The sequence below is a fragment of the Azonexus hydrophilus genome, from assembly GCF_038368255.1.
In the GTDB taxonomy this organism is placed as follows: Bacteria; Pseudomonadota; Gammaproteobacteria; order Burkholderiales; family Rhodocyclaceae; genus Azonexus; species Azonexus hydrophilus.
In genome coordinates this window covers 1,748,874-1,762,536 of the sequence record NZ_CP151406.1, presented here as the reverse complement: position 1 = coordinate 1,762,536, position 13,663 = coordinate 1,748,874, and the positions used below count along the sequence as shown (strand labels likewise).

Genomic DNA, 13,663 nt, shown 5'->3' with positions numbered 1-13,663 from the left:
ATGCAGATCTGGGTCGATGCCGACGCCTGCCCCGGCGTCATCAAGGAAATCATCTACCGCGCCGCCGAGCGCAAGCAGATCAAAACCACGCTGGTGGCCAACCAGATGCTGCGCACGCCGCCATCGAAGTTCATCCGCGCCATCCAGGTGGCCAGCGGCTTCGACGTTGCCGACGCGCACATCGTCGATCAACTGAGCGCCGGCGACCTCGTCGTCACCGCCGACATCCCGCTCGCTGCACAGGTCATCGAACGCGGCGCGTACGCGATCAACCCGCGCGGCGAGTTGTACACCACGGCAACCATCCGCGAGCGCCTGAACATGCGCGATTTCATGGAAGGCCTGCGCGCCGCCGGCATCGAGACCGGCGGCCCGGCGGCTTTCAGCCAGGCCGACCGACAGGCCTTCGCCAACCAGCTCGACCGCTTCCTGGCGAAAATTCCCGGCTAGCCCTTGCGACCGTGGCCAGTGCGCTGCTGCGTCGCCGCCAGGATGCCGCGCAGGATGTTGACCTCGTCCCGCTCCAGATCGGCCCGGCCAAACAGCCGACGCAACTTCGGCAGCAGCCGGCCGGGCTGGGCCGGATTGAGAAAGCCGGTGTCGGTCATCACCGCCTCGAGATGGCCGTACAGGCCCTCGATCTCGTCATGTGTAGCCGGCGGCGCAGTGAACGGGGTGGTCAGTTGCTCGCGCAGCGGCGCGGCACCGGAAAACGCCGCCATCCGGCATTCGTAGCAGAGCACCTGGACGGCGGCGCCGAGGTTCAACGAACTGAAATCCGGGCTGGTCGGAATGGTCACCGCCGCCTGGCATTGCAGGACTTCCTCGTTGGAAAGGCCCATGGTTTCGTTACCGAACACCAGCGCCACCTCGCCCAGGCTCGCCCGTTCGAGCAAGCGCGCCATGGTGTCGCGCGGCGTGCCGATAGCCGGCCCCAGATCACGCTGCCGCGCCGACAGGGCAACGGCGAAGACGCAACCGTGCAGGGCCTCGGCCAGCGAGTCGCTGACCCTGGCGTTGGCCAGCAGGTCAACGGCGCCGGTCGCCCGGGTATCGGCTTCCGGATCGGGAAACTGTTTCGGGCTGACCAGACGCAGGTCGGACAGCCCCATGGTCTTCATCGCCCGCGCCGCCGCACCGATATTTCCCGGGTGGCTGGGGCGGCACAGGACCACCCTGATGCGGGACAACAGGACTTCTGGTTTCATGGTGTAAAATTCGCGCTTTCCCAAATATGAATCGGCGGGTCACGGCCCACCGATCGCTCTTTCATAAGCCATGCATCCAGTCATCAATATCGCCGTCAAGGCCGCGCGTCGCGCAGGCCAGATCATCAACCGTGCTTCCAACGACCTCGACATGCTCAAGGTTTCGTCGAAGCAGCCGAACGACTTCGTCACCGAGGTCGACAAGGCAGCCGAAGCGGCGATCATCGAAGTGCTGACCGAGGCTTATCCGAATTACGGCATTCTAGCAGAGGAGTCCGGTGTCACCCCGGCCAAGGGCGGCCGCGACGCCGAGTACCAGTGGATCATCGATCCGCTCGACGGAACCACCAACTTCATCCACGGCATGCCGCAATACGCCGTGTCGATCGCCCTGGCCCGTGGCAACGTCCTCGAACACGCGGTCGTCTTCGACCCCAACCGCAATGAGCTATTCACCGCCTCCAAGGGTGCCGGCGCCTTCCTCAACGAGCGCCGCATCCGCGTCTCCCGGCGCACCCGCCTGGGCGAAGCCCTGATCGGTACCGGCTTCCCTTATCGCGAATTCGACAAGATCGACCTCTACCTGGCCATCTTCAAGGAACTGGCGGAAAAGACCGCCGGCCAGCGCCGTCCCGGTGCCGCCTCGCTCGATCTGGCCTATGTCGCCTGCGGCCGTTACGACGGCTTCTGGGAGTTCGGTCTGGCCCCGTGGGACATGGCTGCCGGCGCCCTGCTGATCTCGGAAGCGGGCGGCCTGGTCAGCGATCTGCGCGGCGAAGCCAACTATCTGGAAACCGGCAACCTGATCGCCGGCACACCCAAGGTCTTCGCCCCGCTTCTCAAGCTGATCGAGGACAAGCTGCCGGAATCGATCCGCGGCTGAACCCGCTTCAGGCCCAGGTATTGACCGTAGTCCCTGCGGCCGACCTGGGCCGTGAATCGTAGGCCGCCAGACGGCCTCGTCCGTCATCCGTCTCGCCGCGCATTTCCGCCGAGCGTTGCTGAGCCATTTCCATACGTGCCGAAACTTCCATCTGGGTAGCGGCAGCGGCCACCGCCCTGTCCTGCGGAGAAGGATCAGATGGGGCTAGCGCCGCCCCGCGGATACGCTGTGCCCGCGACACCGTTTCTTCCGGCGTACGCCCCGGCGAGGTATCGATCCGCACCTCACCGGCCACGGCGTAATTCACCCCGTCCGGCCCCTTGCGGTAACTGTAGCTGGCCCCCGAAGTCACCATCCCGGCACCGGCCGCCATGTGCGCCATTTCGTGCTGGCGAACCTGACGATCGATCTTCTTCAACTCGGCGACCTGTTGCTGCTCCTCCGGCGTCAGGGTTTTCGCCGCACCGGACGCAGCACCACCCTGCCCCGATCGACTGGCGACCGATGCATAGGCGCTACCTCCCGCACTGACACCTGAAACGTTCATCAAAACCCTGTTGAAAACCAATGCCCGTGATTCATCTTAGGCGCTGACGCGATTTAATCAATTTTCGCGCCGGCCAGAAAGCTCACTGAATACAAAATTCACAGACATTTGATTGACCCACTCCGCGCTTCTGCTACAATGCGCGGCTTCCGGAGAGGTGGATGAGCGGTTTAAGTCGCACGCCTGGAAAGCGTGTGTGGGTTAATAGCCCACCGCGGGTTCGAATCCCGCCCTCTCCGCCAGAACACATAAAAACCCCGCTAAATCAAACGATTAGCGGGGTTTTTCTTTTTCTGCGCCGCCAATATTACCCGACAGAGGCAAAGGGTTATTAGCTCGGGCACAATTTCAAGTGTGCCCAAAGTGTGCCCGCGTAGTGCCCGAACAATTCCCGTTGGCACTGTGTGCCCGAATAGTGCCCGGTGCAACACAACACCGTTCCGTTTATATATAACGAACTGAATATTAAGGGATATTTTAAAATTTTACTTGACACTGCCCACGCAAATAGTAATAATTGGAACTGACACAACGTAGATAGCCGGCGAGCGAGGATGCCGGCGAAGGACGGTCCCGGCGCCAAGGCGTCGGGCGGGGCGGTAGGTAGTACAGACACCCCGGAGGCTGGCGATAGTCGCCAGCGCATCTCCCGACTTGCGCGAATCTCACCGGAGATTCGCTGTGTCTAATCACCCACCTCTGCTATTGACGCTCAATGCTGCGGATGTTGCACAGTACGTCCTGCGTCAGTCCGAAAAAACTTTCCGCAACGCGAAAGCTAGATTAATACGCGAACACGGCTTCCCGCCGCCACTCGCCATTCCGGGCACTCAACTCTGGGACCGCCGCGAGCTTGAGGCGTGGCTGGAGACTATGCGCCGCGCGGAAGATCGTCCACGGCTCCGCGGCGGCAAGGGTGTCACCGCCACCGCCCAGCGCAATGAAATTGCTCATGCAGCTGCGCAAGGAAAGCGCGGCGCTCCTACAAGAATCGAGCGCGAGGCGGCTGAGGCTGCCGGCCTGTCAGTTAAAGAGTACCGCGCCCGCGCAGCAGGCGGTGCAGCATGAGCCCCCGCGACTACTCCCCGCTCGCTCGGGCGATGTTTAAGCCAGCTTACGCACTGACTAGCGGTTACGTCTCGATCACGCCCGAGGACATTCTTCAAGATCTCGAAGACACAATCCTGCGCCACGCCGGGCAGTACGACCCCAGCCGCGGCGCATCGCTCGAAACGTTCCTGCTGTCGCGCTACAAACACGAAGCGCGCCAGACGTACGGCTCAGGCCGGCTAATCTTCTGCGAAGAACTCTGGGATAAAACGGGGTACCAGCCCGACGACGACGATGAGCGCTGCGACGGCCACATCACCGCAGAGCACATCGAGAAAATTAACGCGCTGCCTGTTGAGCTGCGCGACAAAGCGCGCGCTCTAGTCGTTACCGGCTTTGACCGCGAAGCAGCAGCCGAGCTGCTGGGCATTGATGAGCGTCAGATTCGCCGCGCCTGCGCCGAAATCGTCGCGCTGGCACAAGCGGGCGGCTTGCCCAGCCAGCCGGCGCTATCGCTCGACTTGCCGGCAGAACCGACCCGCGCGAGCAACAAGCCTCGCCAGCCTCGACGCCAGGCGCCAACCTTGCCAGCTGCCGAGCAACCGGCGCTGTTCTGAGGACCGAGCAATGAACGAGATCGAACAGAAAAAAGCACAGTTGGAACAGCGCTTCGAGCAAACAATCGCTTTTCACCCGGCACTCGCTAGAGTCGGCGGCAGCGCCGCCGCCGGGCTTTTTCTCAGCCAACTCATCTACTGGAGCGGGAAAGGCAAGCACCCCGAAGGCTGGATCTATAAAGACGCAGCGGAGTGGGAGCAAGAGACGTGCTTGACGCGCGCCGAGCAGCGCACCGCCCGCAGCGCTTTAACCGGCCGCGGGCTGATCGAGGAAAGCGACATGCGCAAGCTAGAAATAGATTTATTTAAAAACACGCTCACGTTCCGCGTCCGCTGGGACAAACTCGCTGCAGCGCTCGACGCGGACGACGCGAAAGAGAAAGAAAAACGCGAGAAGAAAGAAAAATGCAAGGACAAAAAAGCGGCATGACTCCTCACTCTCTAGCCTGCCGCATGCTGCGTGCCGCAGGCAAACTCGACATGCGCCACCTGCCGCCGCCGCGACGCTCTGAAAGCCTTGTCGATTACCTAGTGCGCGCCGGCGTCGCTCAAACGCCGGAATCCGCCGCCGAGGGGTTACTAATCGCCGCCGGGCTGCAGCAGCTACGCGACGAAGTTTTAAAAGAGATCTAGCAACAATCCCCCCTCTCGCCAAACCGCCCGCCCTGGCGGTTTTTTTACGCCCGCCACACCATGTCCCACACCATGTCCCACACCATGTCCCACACCATGTCCCACACCATGTCCCACACCATGTCCCACACCGTGTGGTGTAACGTAAGTCATTGATTTTCTACAGTGTGCAAAAACAGCAATCCGGGTGTTTTTGCTAAGTCATTGATTTTCTACAGTGTGCAAAATCGACAATCCGGAGTTGAGGAATCAACCACCCGGCGGTGCAAAAACAACCACTCTCTATATACAGAGATTACAAACAGAGAGTACACAGAGACTACTCTGCATGCGCTCGCCGGGCTGCGCCCGCCTCCGCCAGCGGCGAGCGTGTGTCGCCTTGCTCAATTCGTTTGCCTTGAGCGCTGCCATGTCTTGGCCCCTCCGGGGCCGCTGAGCGAGCAAGAAAGGGCGGGCTACTCCCTAGCGCGCCAGCGGCGCAAGACCACCGCCCGAGCGGGCGGAAGGTTAGGACGCCAGTTGTACAAAATGCCAAATGACTTCAGAATTAAGGCTTTGGATACGAAGTCATGAAACTCGCCGCTTCGCTTTTGAGCGCCCTGGCGCTCTTTCCGCTCGCCGCACCCGCCCAGGTCAAGACCATCACCGAGGTGGACAGCTGCCTCATGAGCGTGACCGCCGCGCCGCGCATGTCGCCAGATGAAGAAGCGTCACGAAAGGTCCGTTGTTTTCATGGAACGCGCGAACTGATCGACAAATGCGAACGCGCAGTCGCCAGCACAATGCGGCTTTCTAGCCAGTCAGAAGAGAGATTCCGGCGACAATGTCGCCTGCTCGCGAAGTAGCGTTGCAGCACCCAGCCTCACACACCGCCCAGCACTAACGCCGCTGGGTTTTTTATTGCCAAAAATTTATCAACGCCACACCCTGCGCCACACGGTGTGGCGCACCCTCTGCCGCACCCTGTAACCCCGGCCGTCTAGGGCGGCATCGAGCCGCCACCCGCCGGCCACTGCCGCCCGGTTATCCCCAGATTCTGTGGACAACCGGGTGACCCACCCAGGCAAACCCCTTGCTTTTCCAGCGCCGGCGGTTGTTTGCACAAAAAACAGGCAACTCTCCACACCCCGACCGGCCTTTGCTCTGTGCAGAGCCCGGCCTAACTCGCCGCCCTGGCGTCTCGCCCTCGCGGGCAGGGCGTGGATAGCTGCGCATGACCGCGACCTCCGATAACTCATGTCAGTCGACAAAACCGGAGGTCAAAAATGTCATTCACAACCGCGCAAGCGCTCAACGACGCACGCGCAAACGCAAAAATCACGCTAGCGCTCGCCCTGGCCGGCGCAGTCGCCGGCGCAGGGGTAGCCCCTGCCATTCACTTCAAAACGCTCCCAGAGCCCGCGCAGACGGTTCTGAGCGCGAATTACATCGCACAGCACAACCTCTCCCGCCTGCCGCCGGCAATCGTCCCCAACGCCTGGCTCGCAACGCGAGCACACGCGCAGCGCAACGCGCCCGATCTCGCCGCCCAGCTTGACGAGTTCCCTGCCGCAATGGCCACCGGCGCCGGCGTCGGCGCCCTGGGCCTGCCGCTGACCATCGCCGGCCTGCTGGCGCTCATCCGCCGCCGCCGCAAGCTAGATCCGTACGCACAAAAACGCAGCCCGCTCGCCGACGCCCGGCGCCGCTGATAACCCGTACACCTCAATCAAAAAGGAGATTTAAAAATGTCAGCATTCAAACTCGGCGGCTTGCTCGGTGCCGGCCTCGGCAAATTGATCGCATTGCCCGCTATTGCGCTCGAAACCGTCGGCTTCAATGCACTGAGCCTGCCCATCCGCCTGGCGGCTTACGTCGGTCTCGCCGCACTCCTCGCCGCAGGCTCGCGCGATTTCCTGGGCACAACGCTTTACCTCTCTGTCATGATCGTCGCGCTCAGCGAGTATTTCCGCTGGCGCATCCACCAAGCCGCTGAAAACACCGGGCACGTGCGCGGCAATCAGCTTGTCAGCGCCGACACAGTCAAGCAGATGGTAGCCCGCGAAAAATCGCGTTTTTCAATCGGCGGCGTGCCATTCCCGGAGCGCTTCGAGACCAGGCACATGCTCCTTGCAGGCAGTACCGGCGTCGGGAAAACGAAGGTCTTGCTTGGTATTCTCAAGCCCTTGCGCGAAACGTCCGCCCGCGCGCTCTGTGTCGACATCGGCGGGAACCTCGTCTCGAAATTTTATCGCGAAGGCGACATCGTACTAAACCCTCTCGACGCTCGCAGCGTGCCTTGGAGCCCCCTGGCTGAAGTGCGCGGGCCGGAAGATTACCCGCTGATCGCGAAGGCGATCATCCCAGACGGCGAAGGCAGCGCGGCAGAGTGGCAGCTGTACGCGCAACGAATCCTTGCTGCTGTGCTGCAGCGCGTGCATGAAGCCGGCGGGACGAATTCGGACATCGTTCACATGCTTACAGGCATGCCGTTGAGTGAGCTGCGCGAAGCGCTCGCCGGCCTACCGGTGACCGGCATGCTCGCCGACGAAAACTCGAAAATGATGGGCTCAGTCATGGCGATCTGCGCGACGTACGCGACGCCCCTGGCGATGCTTGATAAAAACGCCGGGGCTGACGCGTTCAGCGTGACAGAGTGGGTTGAGCGCGAGGGCTCGACAAGCTGGCTATTCTGCAATTTTACCGACCGCAGCATTTCTCAACTCAAGCCCATCATCACCGCAGTTTTTTCGCTGGCAATCTCCGCTTTGCTGTCGCTGAAAGAAGATCCGGACCGCCGTATTGCGTTCGTGATGGACGAATTTGACAGCTTGGGGCGCATCCAAGGCATCGACTCACTCCTCACCCGCGGCCGGCGCTTCGGCGGCTTCGCGATCGTCGTGATTCAGTCCATTTCGCAGATGTTCACTCACTACGGCCGCGACGTGACGAACACGCTCTGTAGCTGTCTCGGCAGTCAGGTTGTGCTCCGACTCCCGGACCCCGCGACAGCGGAGTGGGCCAGCCAGCTTTTTGGCGACGAACAACGAATCGAAGCGCAGCATTCGGAAAATTCGCGCGAGTTTGGCACTGAGCGCGGCGACGCTACGAGCTACCAACTTCGCACAGACAAAGTAGTTCTGCCGTCAGAGCTGCAACAGCTTCCAGATTTGACTGCCCTCTTGAATATCGTGGGCGATATCCCTCCCTGCGCTGTCCGGATCGAGCCGATCAACCCGCCGGCAGTAGCACCGGAATTCATCCGCAAGACCGCGTAACCGACCACCCAGCCCGGCACCTGCCGGGCTACTTCAGGAGCGAACAAAATGGATAACTCAAAGATCAGGCAAGAAGTCGAGCGCGATTACCCCCCGGCTGCTCGTGCGACTTTCGCCGAGCTCGTTTCAGCGCACGCTGCCGGCCTCGAAATGAATTACTTGCACCACTTGTTTGAGCGCAGGGGCGCCGCAGAAGGGGGCTCCGGGCCGACGCTGAGAAGCGCAATCGAGGCCGGCGAGACAATCGCGAGCTGGGTTGCTAGCCACGTCGTCTTTACGACTCTGCCGCTCAAGGAATGGATGGAGTTTTGCGAGGCAGATCCGGAAATAGCTGGGGAAATAAACGGCGAGCCGGTCTTGTTCAACCGTGCTGCCGGCATGTATTGCTATTTAGCTTCGCCAGCCGCAACAACGCTACTCGAGCTGCACATCACATACCCGCACTCGCCGCCGGGCTGGTAATGCCACGGCCCCAGCCCGGCACCTGCCGGGCTTTTTTCGCCACGTCCAGCTGCTCTCATAACAGTCACGACCACCCCTCAAGGAGCTACATCATGAAAAAGATTTTCGCAGCAATCACCCTGTCCGCCGCCGCCATCGCAACCGCCCAGGCGTCCCCACTCGACACCCCGGAAGCCGCCGTGCTCGCCGCTGTGCTGACGTTTCACAATCACGGCGCGGACCTCTCGCACATCTGCACCAATGCGACGCGCGGCGCGACTGAGCTCGCTGTAATCGGCACGCATCGCGACGGCCAGCCGGCGACGATCATCATCACCCGCGTCGGCGAAAATTTCGACATCTCGCCGATCCTCGGCGCAGTCGATTTCCCTGCCGCAGAGTGCCGCGACCCGCAAAACAAAATCATCGAGCCCGCGCAGTGATGAGCCAGCGCAAAACACGCCCGCGCCGCTCGCCGGTCGACGAGCCGTACGCCGACTATTTCGCGTCGTGCTACGCCGCCCGCCGGGCGCTGGTTGCCGCCCTGGCGGCGCGATACAAAACGGACGAACAGGGCGCGGTCAACATCATCAAGAGCGCTGCCGAGCTTGCCTATTTTCCGGGCCGCCACGACGTGGAGCACGTCGCTGCAGCAATCGGTGCAACACGCGATCAACTCGACGCGGCGCTCGTTGATCTGGGCATCCTGCCGCCCACCCCGCCACCGGCAACAGCAGTGCATTAAGCACCCGAGCCCTCAACCCCAACCCGGCAAAACCAGCCGGGTTTTTTACGTCAGCAATCATCACAAATTGCACGCAACAGCACAAAGCTGGGGCGGCAAACCCCGCTGCAATCTAAGCCCAACCAGCAAAAGCAATTAATTAACACACCTGCCTTATCTGCCGGCTGCCGCCGACAGATGTAAAAACCCGCGCGCGCTCAATAACCACGGGCTTTTCGGACCTTCGTGCCACGGCTGCCGCGTGGCAGCCACCCCAGCGGCAAGCCCAGCAAAAACGGGCTTTTGCCGGCTGCCGGCATTTCGCGCCCAACGGCGCTCATAACTGCATGAAAGCCACCCGAAAATCAGGAGTGAAGCATGCAGCAAAAACGAATCACGATCCGGCTCTCCGAAGCTGAATACAAAACCGTGCAGACCCGTGCAGCAGCAGCCGGCGCGAGCATCGCAGAAACCGTCAGAGCGCTTGCCGTCGGCAGCGGAAGCAGCGGACAAACAGAGGCATTTATCGAAGCATTCGCCGCGCTCGCTACGCGTCTCGAATCGCTCGAAACCGCGCCGACGGCAACGGCAGGCAGCGAACAATTCGGCGAAATTATCGCCGGCCTGCACCAGCAAGAAAAAGCAATTCTTGCGCTCGCTGGCGCCGTCGAAAAACTCCAAAACGCGCGCGGCTACGGCGCCGCCGCCGGCTCAGTTAACGACCCGCGCAGCGACGAAGCCTGGGCGCGCACTGGCGCAGTAAAAACGCCGCCGCCGACGCCATCGGCGCCGCTCAAGCCGGTCCCTGGGCGCCCGGACTGGTCCGCCTGGCTGCAGTCGCAGCCGTTCGCATTCGAGGGTGAAACCGCCACCGCCCGGATGCTCAGAGTGAGAAAAATTTACGAGCAACAGTACGGCCCGGTTTGAAGACCAAGCCTGCTCATAACCCACACGTTCAACCCTCGCAGGAGCAATGACATGGCACGCAAATCAATCGAAGCAATGCAGCAAAAACGCGCCGCGTTGGCGCAGCAAATCAAGCAGCTCGACGCCGCAATCGCCGCAGAAAGGGAAAAACAAAATGCCGCAAAAACGAAAGCACTCGTCGCCGCGCTCGAAGCGCGTGGCTTGCTCGAAACGCCCCTCGACGAATTGCTCAAGCGGCTGGGTGAAACGCAAGAACACGCAGCGCGAGAACAACCGCAAGCCCGGCCGCTGGCGGAACTGGTAAGCGGCGAAACCGGCGGCATCGACACCGCCGCGCTGTGACGAAAACCGCCCGGCCAGCCGCCGGGCGAATCCCGCAACCCGGAGAAAAACAGCATGCTTTCAAGCAAGGGCATTAAAGCCGGCAGCGACGCCGCAAGCTACTACGACAACCTCGCAAAAGAGGATTACTACACCGCCGGCGGCGAACCGCCCGGGCACTGGATCGGCAGCGGAGCGGAACGCCTCGAACTTGCCGGCCACGTCCAAAAAGGCGAACTCGGCGCCGCAATGCAAGGCTTCCACCCGCGCACCGGAGAAGCGCTGACCGCCCGCGTCGGCGATGCACACAAACCCGGCGAAGATTTAACCTTCTCCGCCCCAAAATCCGTTTCCATCGCCTGGGCGGCCGGCGACGAAGCGACGCGCAGAGCAATCAGCGAAGCGCAGCAACGAGCGGTTGAATCGGCGATTAAACACGCCGAGCAGTCCGGCGCATTTCGCACACAGCACGGCCACAACGGCATCGACAAACAGGCATACACCGGCGGCCTTGCCGTCGCGACGTTCGAGCACTCAACCAGCCGCAACGGCGATCCTCAGTTGCACACTCACGCCATCGTTTTGAACATCAGCGACAGCGGCCGAAATATCGATTTCGACGGCAAACAAAAAATGGCCCTGGGCGCCGCTTACCGCGCCGAGCTCGCAACAGAATTGCAAAAGCTGGGCTTCCAGATCGAGCGCGACAAATCAAGTTTCCGCATCGCCGACATTCCAAAAGAACTAGAACGCGACTTCTCCACTCGCCGACAAGAAATCGAAAAAGAGCTACGCGACAAAGGCATGTCCGGCGGCAAAGCAAGCGCGGCCGCCACGCTCGCAACCCGCGAAAACAAAGGCGAAGTCGACCGCGAAAAACTCTTCGCCCAAGCGCAGCTGACAGCAGAAAAATACGGCATCACGCCCGACAAAATCAACGACCTGCGCCAGTCGTCACAGCAACACGAGCCGCGCGAAATGCCAACGCACGCCGACCTCGCAAGCGAGATCACGCGTCAAGCATCCACACTCACGCCCCAGCAGCTCGAAGCCCAAGTCTACCAAGCCGCCCAGGGCATCACCGACATCGCCGGCGCCCGCGAATACCTTGACCAACTCAAGCAGTCCGGCGAACTGATCGAACTGCGCGACAACGACGGGAATACCCGCTACACGTCGCGCGAGATGTACGAAATCGAGCAGCGAATCGCCGAGCGCGCTGGCGCAATGTCGCGCGAACACACGCACGACGTGCGCGCAGAAACCGTGCAATCAGTCCTCGATGAATTTTCCGCCAAGGCTCAAGCCGCAGGCCGGGGCGACGGCTTGAGCGAAGAGCAGACCGCTGCATTGAAGCATGTCACTGGCAGCGAGCGCCTGGCGATCATCGAAGGCACTGCCGGGGCGGGCAAAAGCTACATGCTCGACGCCGCCCGCGAGGCATGGCAGCGCGAGGGCTACCAGATCCACGGCTGCGCGCTCGCCGGTAAAGCAGCCGAAGGCCTCCAAGAATCGTCCAACATCAAGAGCGCGACAATCCACTCAACGCTCGCCCAGCTCGACGGCGGCTCGCTGCAGCTCAACAGTAAAAGCATCGTCGTTGTCGACGAGGCCGGCATGTGCGACAGCCGGCTCATGTCCCGCTTGCAAGATCATGTCGACCGCGCCGGCGCGAAGCTTGTCCTTGTCGGCGATACAAAACAGCTCCAGCCGATCGACGCCGGCGGCGCAATGCGCGCTCAGCGCGACGCCGTCGGCCGCTGGGCAGAAATGAACGAAATCCGACGCCAGGGCGACGCCGCCGAAAAAGCGATGGTTCACGACGCCAAGGCCGGCAGGACAGACAAAGTCGTTGAATACCTCGACAAAAACGGCCGCTTGCACGAGCACGAAACCCGCACGGATGTCGCAAAAGCGATGGCTGCCGCGACAATCGACGATCTCAAAAACGGCAAAACTTCGCTGGCGCTGGCTGAGTCGCGCGCCGAAGTGCACAACATCAATCAGATTGCCCGCGAAAACGCCAAAGCCGCCGGCATCGTCCAGGGCGAAGATAAATCATTCCAAGCGGAACGCGGCGCCCGTGAATTCGCGCCGGGCGACCGGGTTATTTTCCTCAAAAACGACAAAGAACTCGGGGTGAAGAACGGCACGACCGGCAGTGTCGAAAAGTCAGAAGACGGCCGGCTTGTCGTCAAGCTCGACGGCAAAGAGACCCGCGTCGACGTGCAGCAAGAGAAATACAACCGCCTCGACCACGGCTATGCGATGACCGTGCATAAGAGCCAAGGCGTCACCGTCGATCGAGCGCACTACGCGCCCAGCGGCATGACGCACCGCGAAATGAGCTACGTCGCATTGAGCAGACAGCGTGAGAGCGTGCAGATGCACATTACCCGCGATCAACGCGGCGAGCTCGCTAAAAACCTAGGCAAGTCGCAAGCCAAGGACACGAGCGCGGCTTACAACAAGGTCCAGCCGCACCAGGGCGAAATCGACCGCGCCCAGGCACGAATCGACAAAGCAGCGGCACGCATCACAGAGCTCGAAGCCAAGGCAGCGGCGATGTCCGCGCCAACGCATAACCCCCACGACCAACCCACACTCAAGGAGCAACAACATGACAGATACGCAAACGCAGCAAGTCAACGCGATGTCTCAATTCCCGGACGCGGGGCCGACAGCACTAATGCGCTACTTGCCCGACCCGTACCGCCCGTCCCCATCTACGAGCTGCGAAACCTGTCCGGCCGCGACGTTTTTTCAGGCTCTCGACGACTCGATGAAATGCCACTGCTCAGCAATGAACGTCATCAGCTGGCAGTCCGGCGAACTGAACCCGATCGTGGAATGCGACGGCCGGGAAATGCTCTTGATGCAAGCGAAGCTCAGAGCAGAGCGAGCGGTGCAGCGGCAAGAACAGCGGGCGCAGTACGAAGCGGAGAAAGAAGCCAGGGCGGCACAGCGAGCAGCGAGCAGCAGAGAAGGCGGCTCGCGAAGCAGCGAAAAGCAGCTAGCAAAGATCGAGCGGCAGCTGGCTGATGCGCGCTCAGAC

General features: G+C 61.5%; 17 protein-coding genes and 1 tRNA gene. 16 read left to right on the top strand and 2 right to left on the bottom strand.

Translation table 11 applies throughout. The features are described from left to right. Positions 1–450, top strand: a complete 450-nt coding sequence (locus tag AADV58_RS08450) for a YaiI/YqxD family protein (protein ID WP_028995813.1) — start codon at positions 1–3, stop codon at positions 448–450. On the opposite strand, the gene AADV58_RS08445 is transcribed toward AADV58_RS08450, so the two are convergent. Further along, positions 447–1,208, bottom strand: a complete 762-nt coding sequence (locus tag AADV58_RS08445; RefSeq protein ID WP_028995814.1) for an RNA methyltransferase — start codon at positions 1,206–1,208, stop codon at positions 447–449. The genes AADV58_RS08450 and AADV58_RS08445 overlap by 4 nt on opposite strands. A gap of 70 nt (positions 1,209–1,278) precedes the next feature. Here AADV58_RS08445 and AADV58_RS08440 point away from each other — a divergent pair, with 70 nt between their 5' ends. Beyond that, positions 1,279–2,091 (top strand): inositol monophosphatase family protein, encoded by an 813-nt coding sequence (locus tag AADV58_RS08440; protein WP_028995815.1) that lies wholly within the window; start codon positions 1,279–1,281, stop codon positions 2,089–2,091. A 7-nt stretch (positions 2,092–2,098) separates the two neighbouring features. Here the strand turns inward: AADV58_RS08440 and AADV58_RS08435 are convergent, their stop codons facing one another. Continuing rightward, positions 2,099–2,638: a putative metalloprotease CJM1_0395 family protein gene (locus tag AADV58_RS08435; RefSeq protein WP_028995816.1), complete on the bottom strand. Its 540-nt coding sequence runs from the start codon at positions 2,636–2,638 to the stop codon at positions 2,099–2,101. Between the two features lie 151 nt (positions 2,639–2,789). Here AADV58_RS08435 and AADV58_RS08430 point away from each other — a divergent pair. The 14 genes from AADV58_RS08430 to mobF all read left to right on the top strand — a co-directional run bounded on the left by AADV58_RS08430 (position 2,790) and on the right by mobF (position 13,650). After that, positions 2,790–2,880, top strand: a tRNA-Ser gene (locus AADV58_RS08430). Positions 2,881–3,319: 439 nt separating this feature from the next. Beyond that, on the top strand, positions 3,320–3,706 hold the full coding sequence (locus tag AADV58_RS08425) for a hypothetical protein (RefSeq protein ID WP_341742895.1): 387 nt from the start codon (positions 3,320–3,322) through the stop codon (positions 3,704–3,706). Further along, positions 3,703–4,305 (top strand): hypothetical protein, encoded by a 603-nt coding sequence (locus AADV58_RS08420; protein ID WP_341742894.1) that lies wholly within the window; start codon positions 3,703–3,705, stop codon positions 4,303–4,305. Before AADV58_RS08425 ends, AADV58_RS08420 begins: the two co-directional genes overlap by 4 nt. A gap of 10 nt (positions 4,306–4,315) precedes the next feature. Beyond that, positions 4,316–4,735, top strand: a complete 420-nt coding sequence (locus AADV58_RS08415) for a hypothetical protein (protein ID WP_341742893.1) — start codon at positions 4,316–4,318, stop codon at positions 4,733–4,735. After that, the gene (locus tag AADV58_RS08410) at positions 4,732–4,938 is read left to right on the top strand and encodes a hypothetical protein (protein WP_341742892.1); all 207 of its coding nucleotides are present in this window, start codon (positions 4,732–4,734) and stop codon (positions 4,936–4,938) included. Before AADV58_RS08415 ends, AADV58_RS08410 begins: the two co-directional genes overlap by 4 nt. A gap of 569 nt (positions 4,939–5,507) precedes the next feature. Then, entirely contained in the window at positions 5,508–5,783 is a 276-nt protein-coding gene (locus tag AADV58_RS08405) for a hypothetical protein (protein ID WP_341742891.1), read from the top strand. Between the two features lie 420 nt (positions 5,784–6,203). Continuing rightward, entirely contained in the window at positions 6,204–6,629 is a 426-nt protein-coding gene (locus AADV58_RS08400) for a hypothetical protein (RefSeq protein ID WP_341742890.1), read from the top strand. A gap of 36 nt (positions 6,630–6,665) precedes the next feature. After that, positions 6,666–8,195 (top strand): type IV secretion system DNA-binding domain-containing protein, encoded by a 1,530-nt coding sequence (locus tag AADV58_RS08395; protein ID WP_341742889.1) that lies wholly within the window; start codon positions 6,666–6,668, stop codon positions 8,193–8,195. A gap of 48 nt (positions 8,196–8,243) precedes the next feature. Further along, positions 8,244–8,657 (top strand): hypothetical protein, encoded by a 414-nt coding sequence (locus tag AADV58_RS08390; RefSeq protein WP_341742888.1) that lies wholly within the window; start codon positions 8,244–8,246, stop codon positions 8,655–8,657. A gap of 92 nt (positions 8,658–8,749) precedes the next feature. After that, positions 8,750–9,079 carry a hypothetical protein gene (locus AADV58_RS08385; protein ID WP_341742887.1) on the top strand — a complete coding sequence of 110 codons (330 nt, stop codon included), beginning with the start codon at positions 8,750–8,752 and terminating at the stop codon, positions 9,077–9,079. Next, the gene (locus tag AADV58_RS08380; RefSeq protein WP_341742886.1) at positions 9,079–9,381 is read left to right on the top strand and encodes a hypothetical protein; all 303 of its coding nucleotides are present in this window, start codon (positions 9,079–9,081) and stop codon (positions 9,379–9,381) included. The genes AADV58_RS08385 and AADV58_RS08380 overlap by 1 nt, the downstream gene beginning before the upstream one ends. A gap of 357 nt (positions 9,382–9,738) precedes the next feature. Then, positions 9,739–10,287, top strand: a complete 549-nt coding sequence (locus tag AADV58_RS08375; protein ID WP_341742885.1) for a hypothetical protein — start codon at positions 9,739–9,741, stop codon at positions 10,285–10,287. 51 nt (positions 10,288–10,338) lie between these two features. Then, entirely contained in the window at positions 10,339–10,629 is a 291-nt protein-coding gene (locus AADV58_RS08370; RefSeq protein ID WP_341742884.1) for a hypothetical protein, read from the top strand. A gap of 54 nt (positions 10,630–10,683) precedes the next feature. Continuing rightward, positions 10,684–13,650 (top strand): MobF family relaxase, encoded by a 2,967-nt coding sequence (gene mobF, locus AADV58_RS08365; RefSeq protein ID WP_341742883.1) that lies wholly within the window; start codon positions 10,684–10,686, stop codon positions 13,648–13,650. Positions 13,651–13,663: the final 13 nt, after the last annotated feature.

Excerpts from the sequence above, each read along its gene's own strand:
- AADV58_RS08390 (WP_341742888.1), top strand. The coding sequence starts at position 8,244 with ATGGATAACTCAAAGATCAGGCAAGAAGTCGAGCGCGATTACCCCCCG.
- AADV58_RS08435 (WP_028995816.1), bottom strand. The coding sequence starts at position 2,638 with ATGAACGTTTCAGGTGTCAGTGCGGGAGGTAGCGCCTATGCATCGGTC.
- AADV58_RS08450 (WP_028995813.1), top strand. The coding sequence starts at position 1 with ATGCAGATCTGGGTCGATGCCGACGCCTGCCCCGGCGTCATCAAGGAA.
- AADV58_RS08395 (WP_341742889.1), top strand. The coding sequence starts at position 6,666 with ATGTCAGCATTCAAACTCGGCGGCTTGCTCGGTGCCGGCCTCGGCAAA.
- mobF (WP_341742883.1), top strand. The coding sequence starts at position 10,684 with ATGCTTTCAAGCAAGGGCATTAAAGCCGGCAGCGACGCCGCAAGCTAC.
- AADV58_RS08415 (WP_341742893.1), top strand. The coding sequence starts at position 4,316 with ATGAACGAGATCGAACAGAAAAAAGCACAGTTGGAACAGCGCTTCGAG.
- AADV58_RS08440 (WP_028995815.1), top strand. The coding sequence starts at position 1,279 with ATGCATCCAGTCATCAATATCGCCGTCAAGGCCGCGCGTCGCGCAGGC.
- AADV58_RS08380 (WP_341742886.1), top strand. The coding sequence starts at position 9,079 with ATGAGCCAGCGCAAAACACGCCCGCGCCGCTCGCCGGTCGACGAGCCG.
- AADV58_RS08445 (WP_028995814.1), bottom strand. The coding sequence starts at position 1,208 with ATGAAACCAGAAGTCCTGTTGTCCCGCATCAGGGTGGTCCTGTGCCGC.
- AADV58_RS08400 (WP_341742890.1), top strand. The coding sequence starts at position 6,204 with ATGTCATTCACAACCGCGCAAGCGCTCAACGACGCACGCGCAAACGCA.
- AADV58_RS08420 (WP_341742894.1), top strand. The coding sequence starts at position 3,703 with ATGAGCCCCCGCGACTACTCCCCGCTCGCTCGGGCGATGTTTAAGCCA.
- AADV58_RS08375 (WP_341742885.1), top strand. The coding sequence starts at position 9,739 with ATGCAGCAAAAACGAATCACGATCCGGCTCTCCGAAGCTGAATACAAA.
- AADV58_RS08385 (WP_341742887.1), top strand. The coding sequence starts at position 8,750 with ATGAAAAAGATTTTCGCAGCAATCACCCTGTCCGCCGCCGCCATCGCA.
- AADV58_RS08410 (WP_341742892.1), top strand. The coding sequence starts at position 4,732 with ATGACTCCTCACTCTCTAGCCTGCCGCATGCTGCGTGCCGCAGGCAAA.
- AADV58_RS08370 (WP_341742884.1), top strand. The coding sequence starts at position 10,339 with ATGGCACGCAAATCAATCGAAGCAATGCAGCAAAAACGCGCCGCGTTG.
- AADV58_RS08405 (WP_341742891.1), top strand. The coding sequence starts at position 5,508 with ATGAAACTCGCCGCTTCGCTTTTGAGCGCCCTGGCGCTCTTTCCGCTC.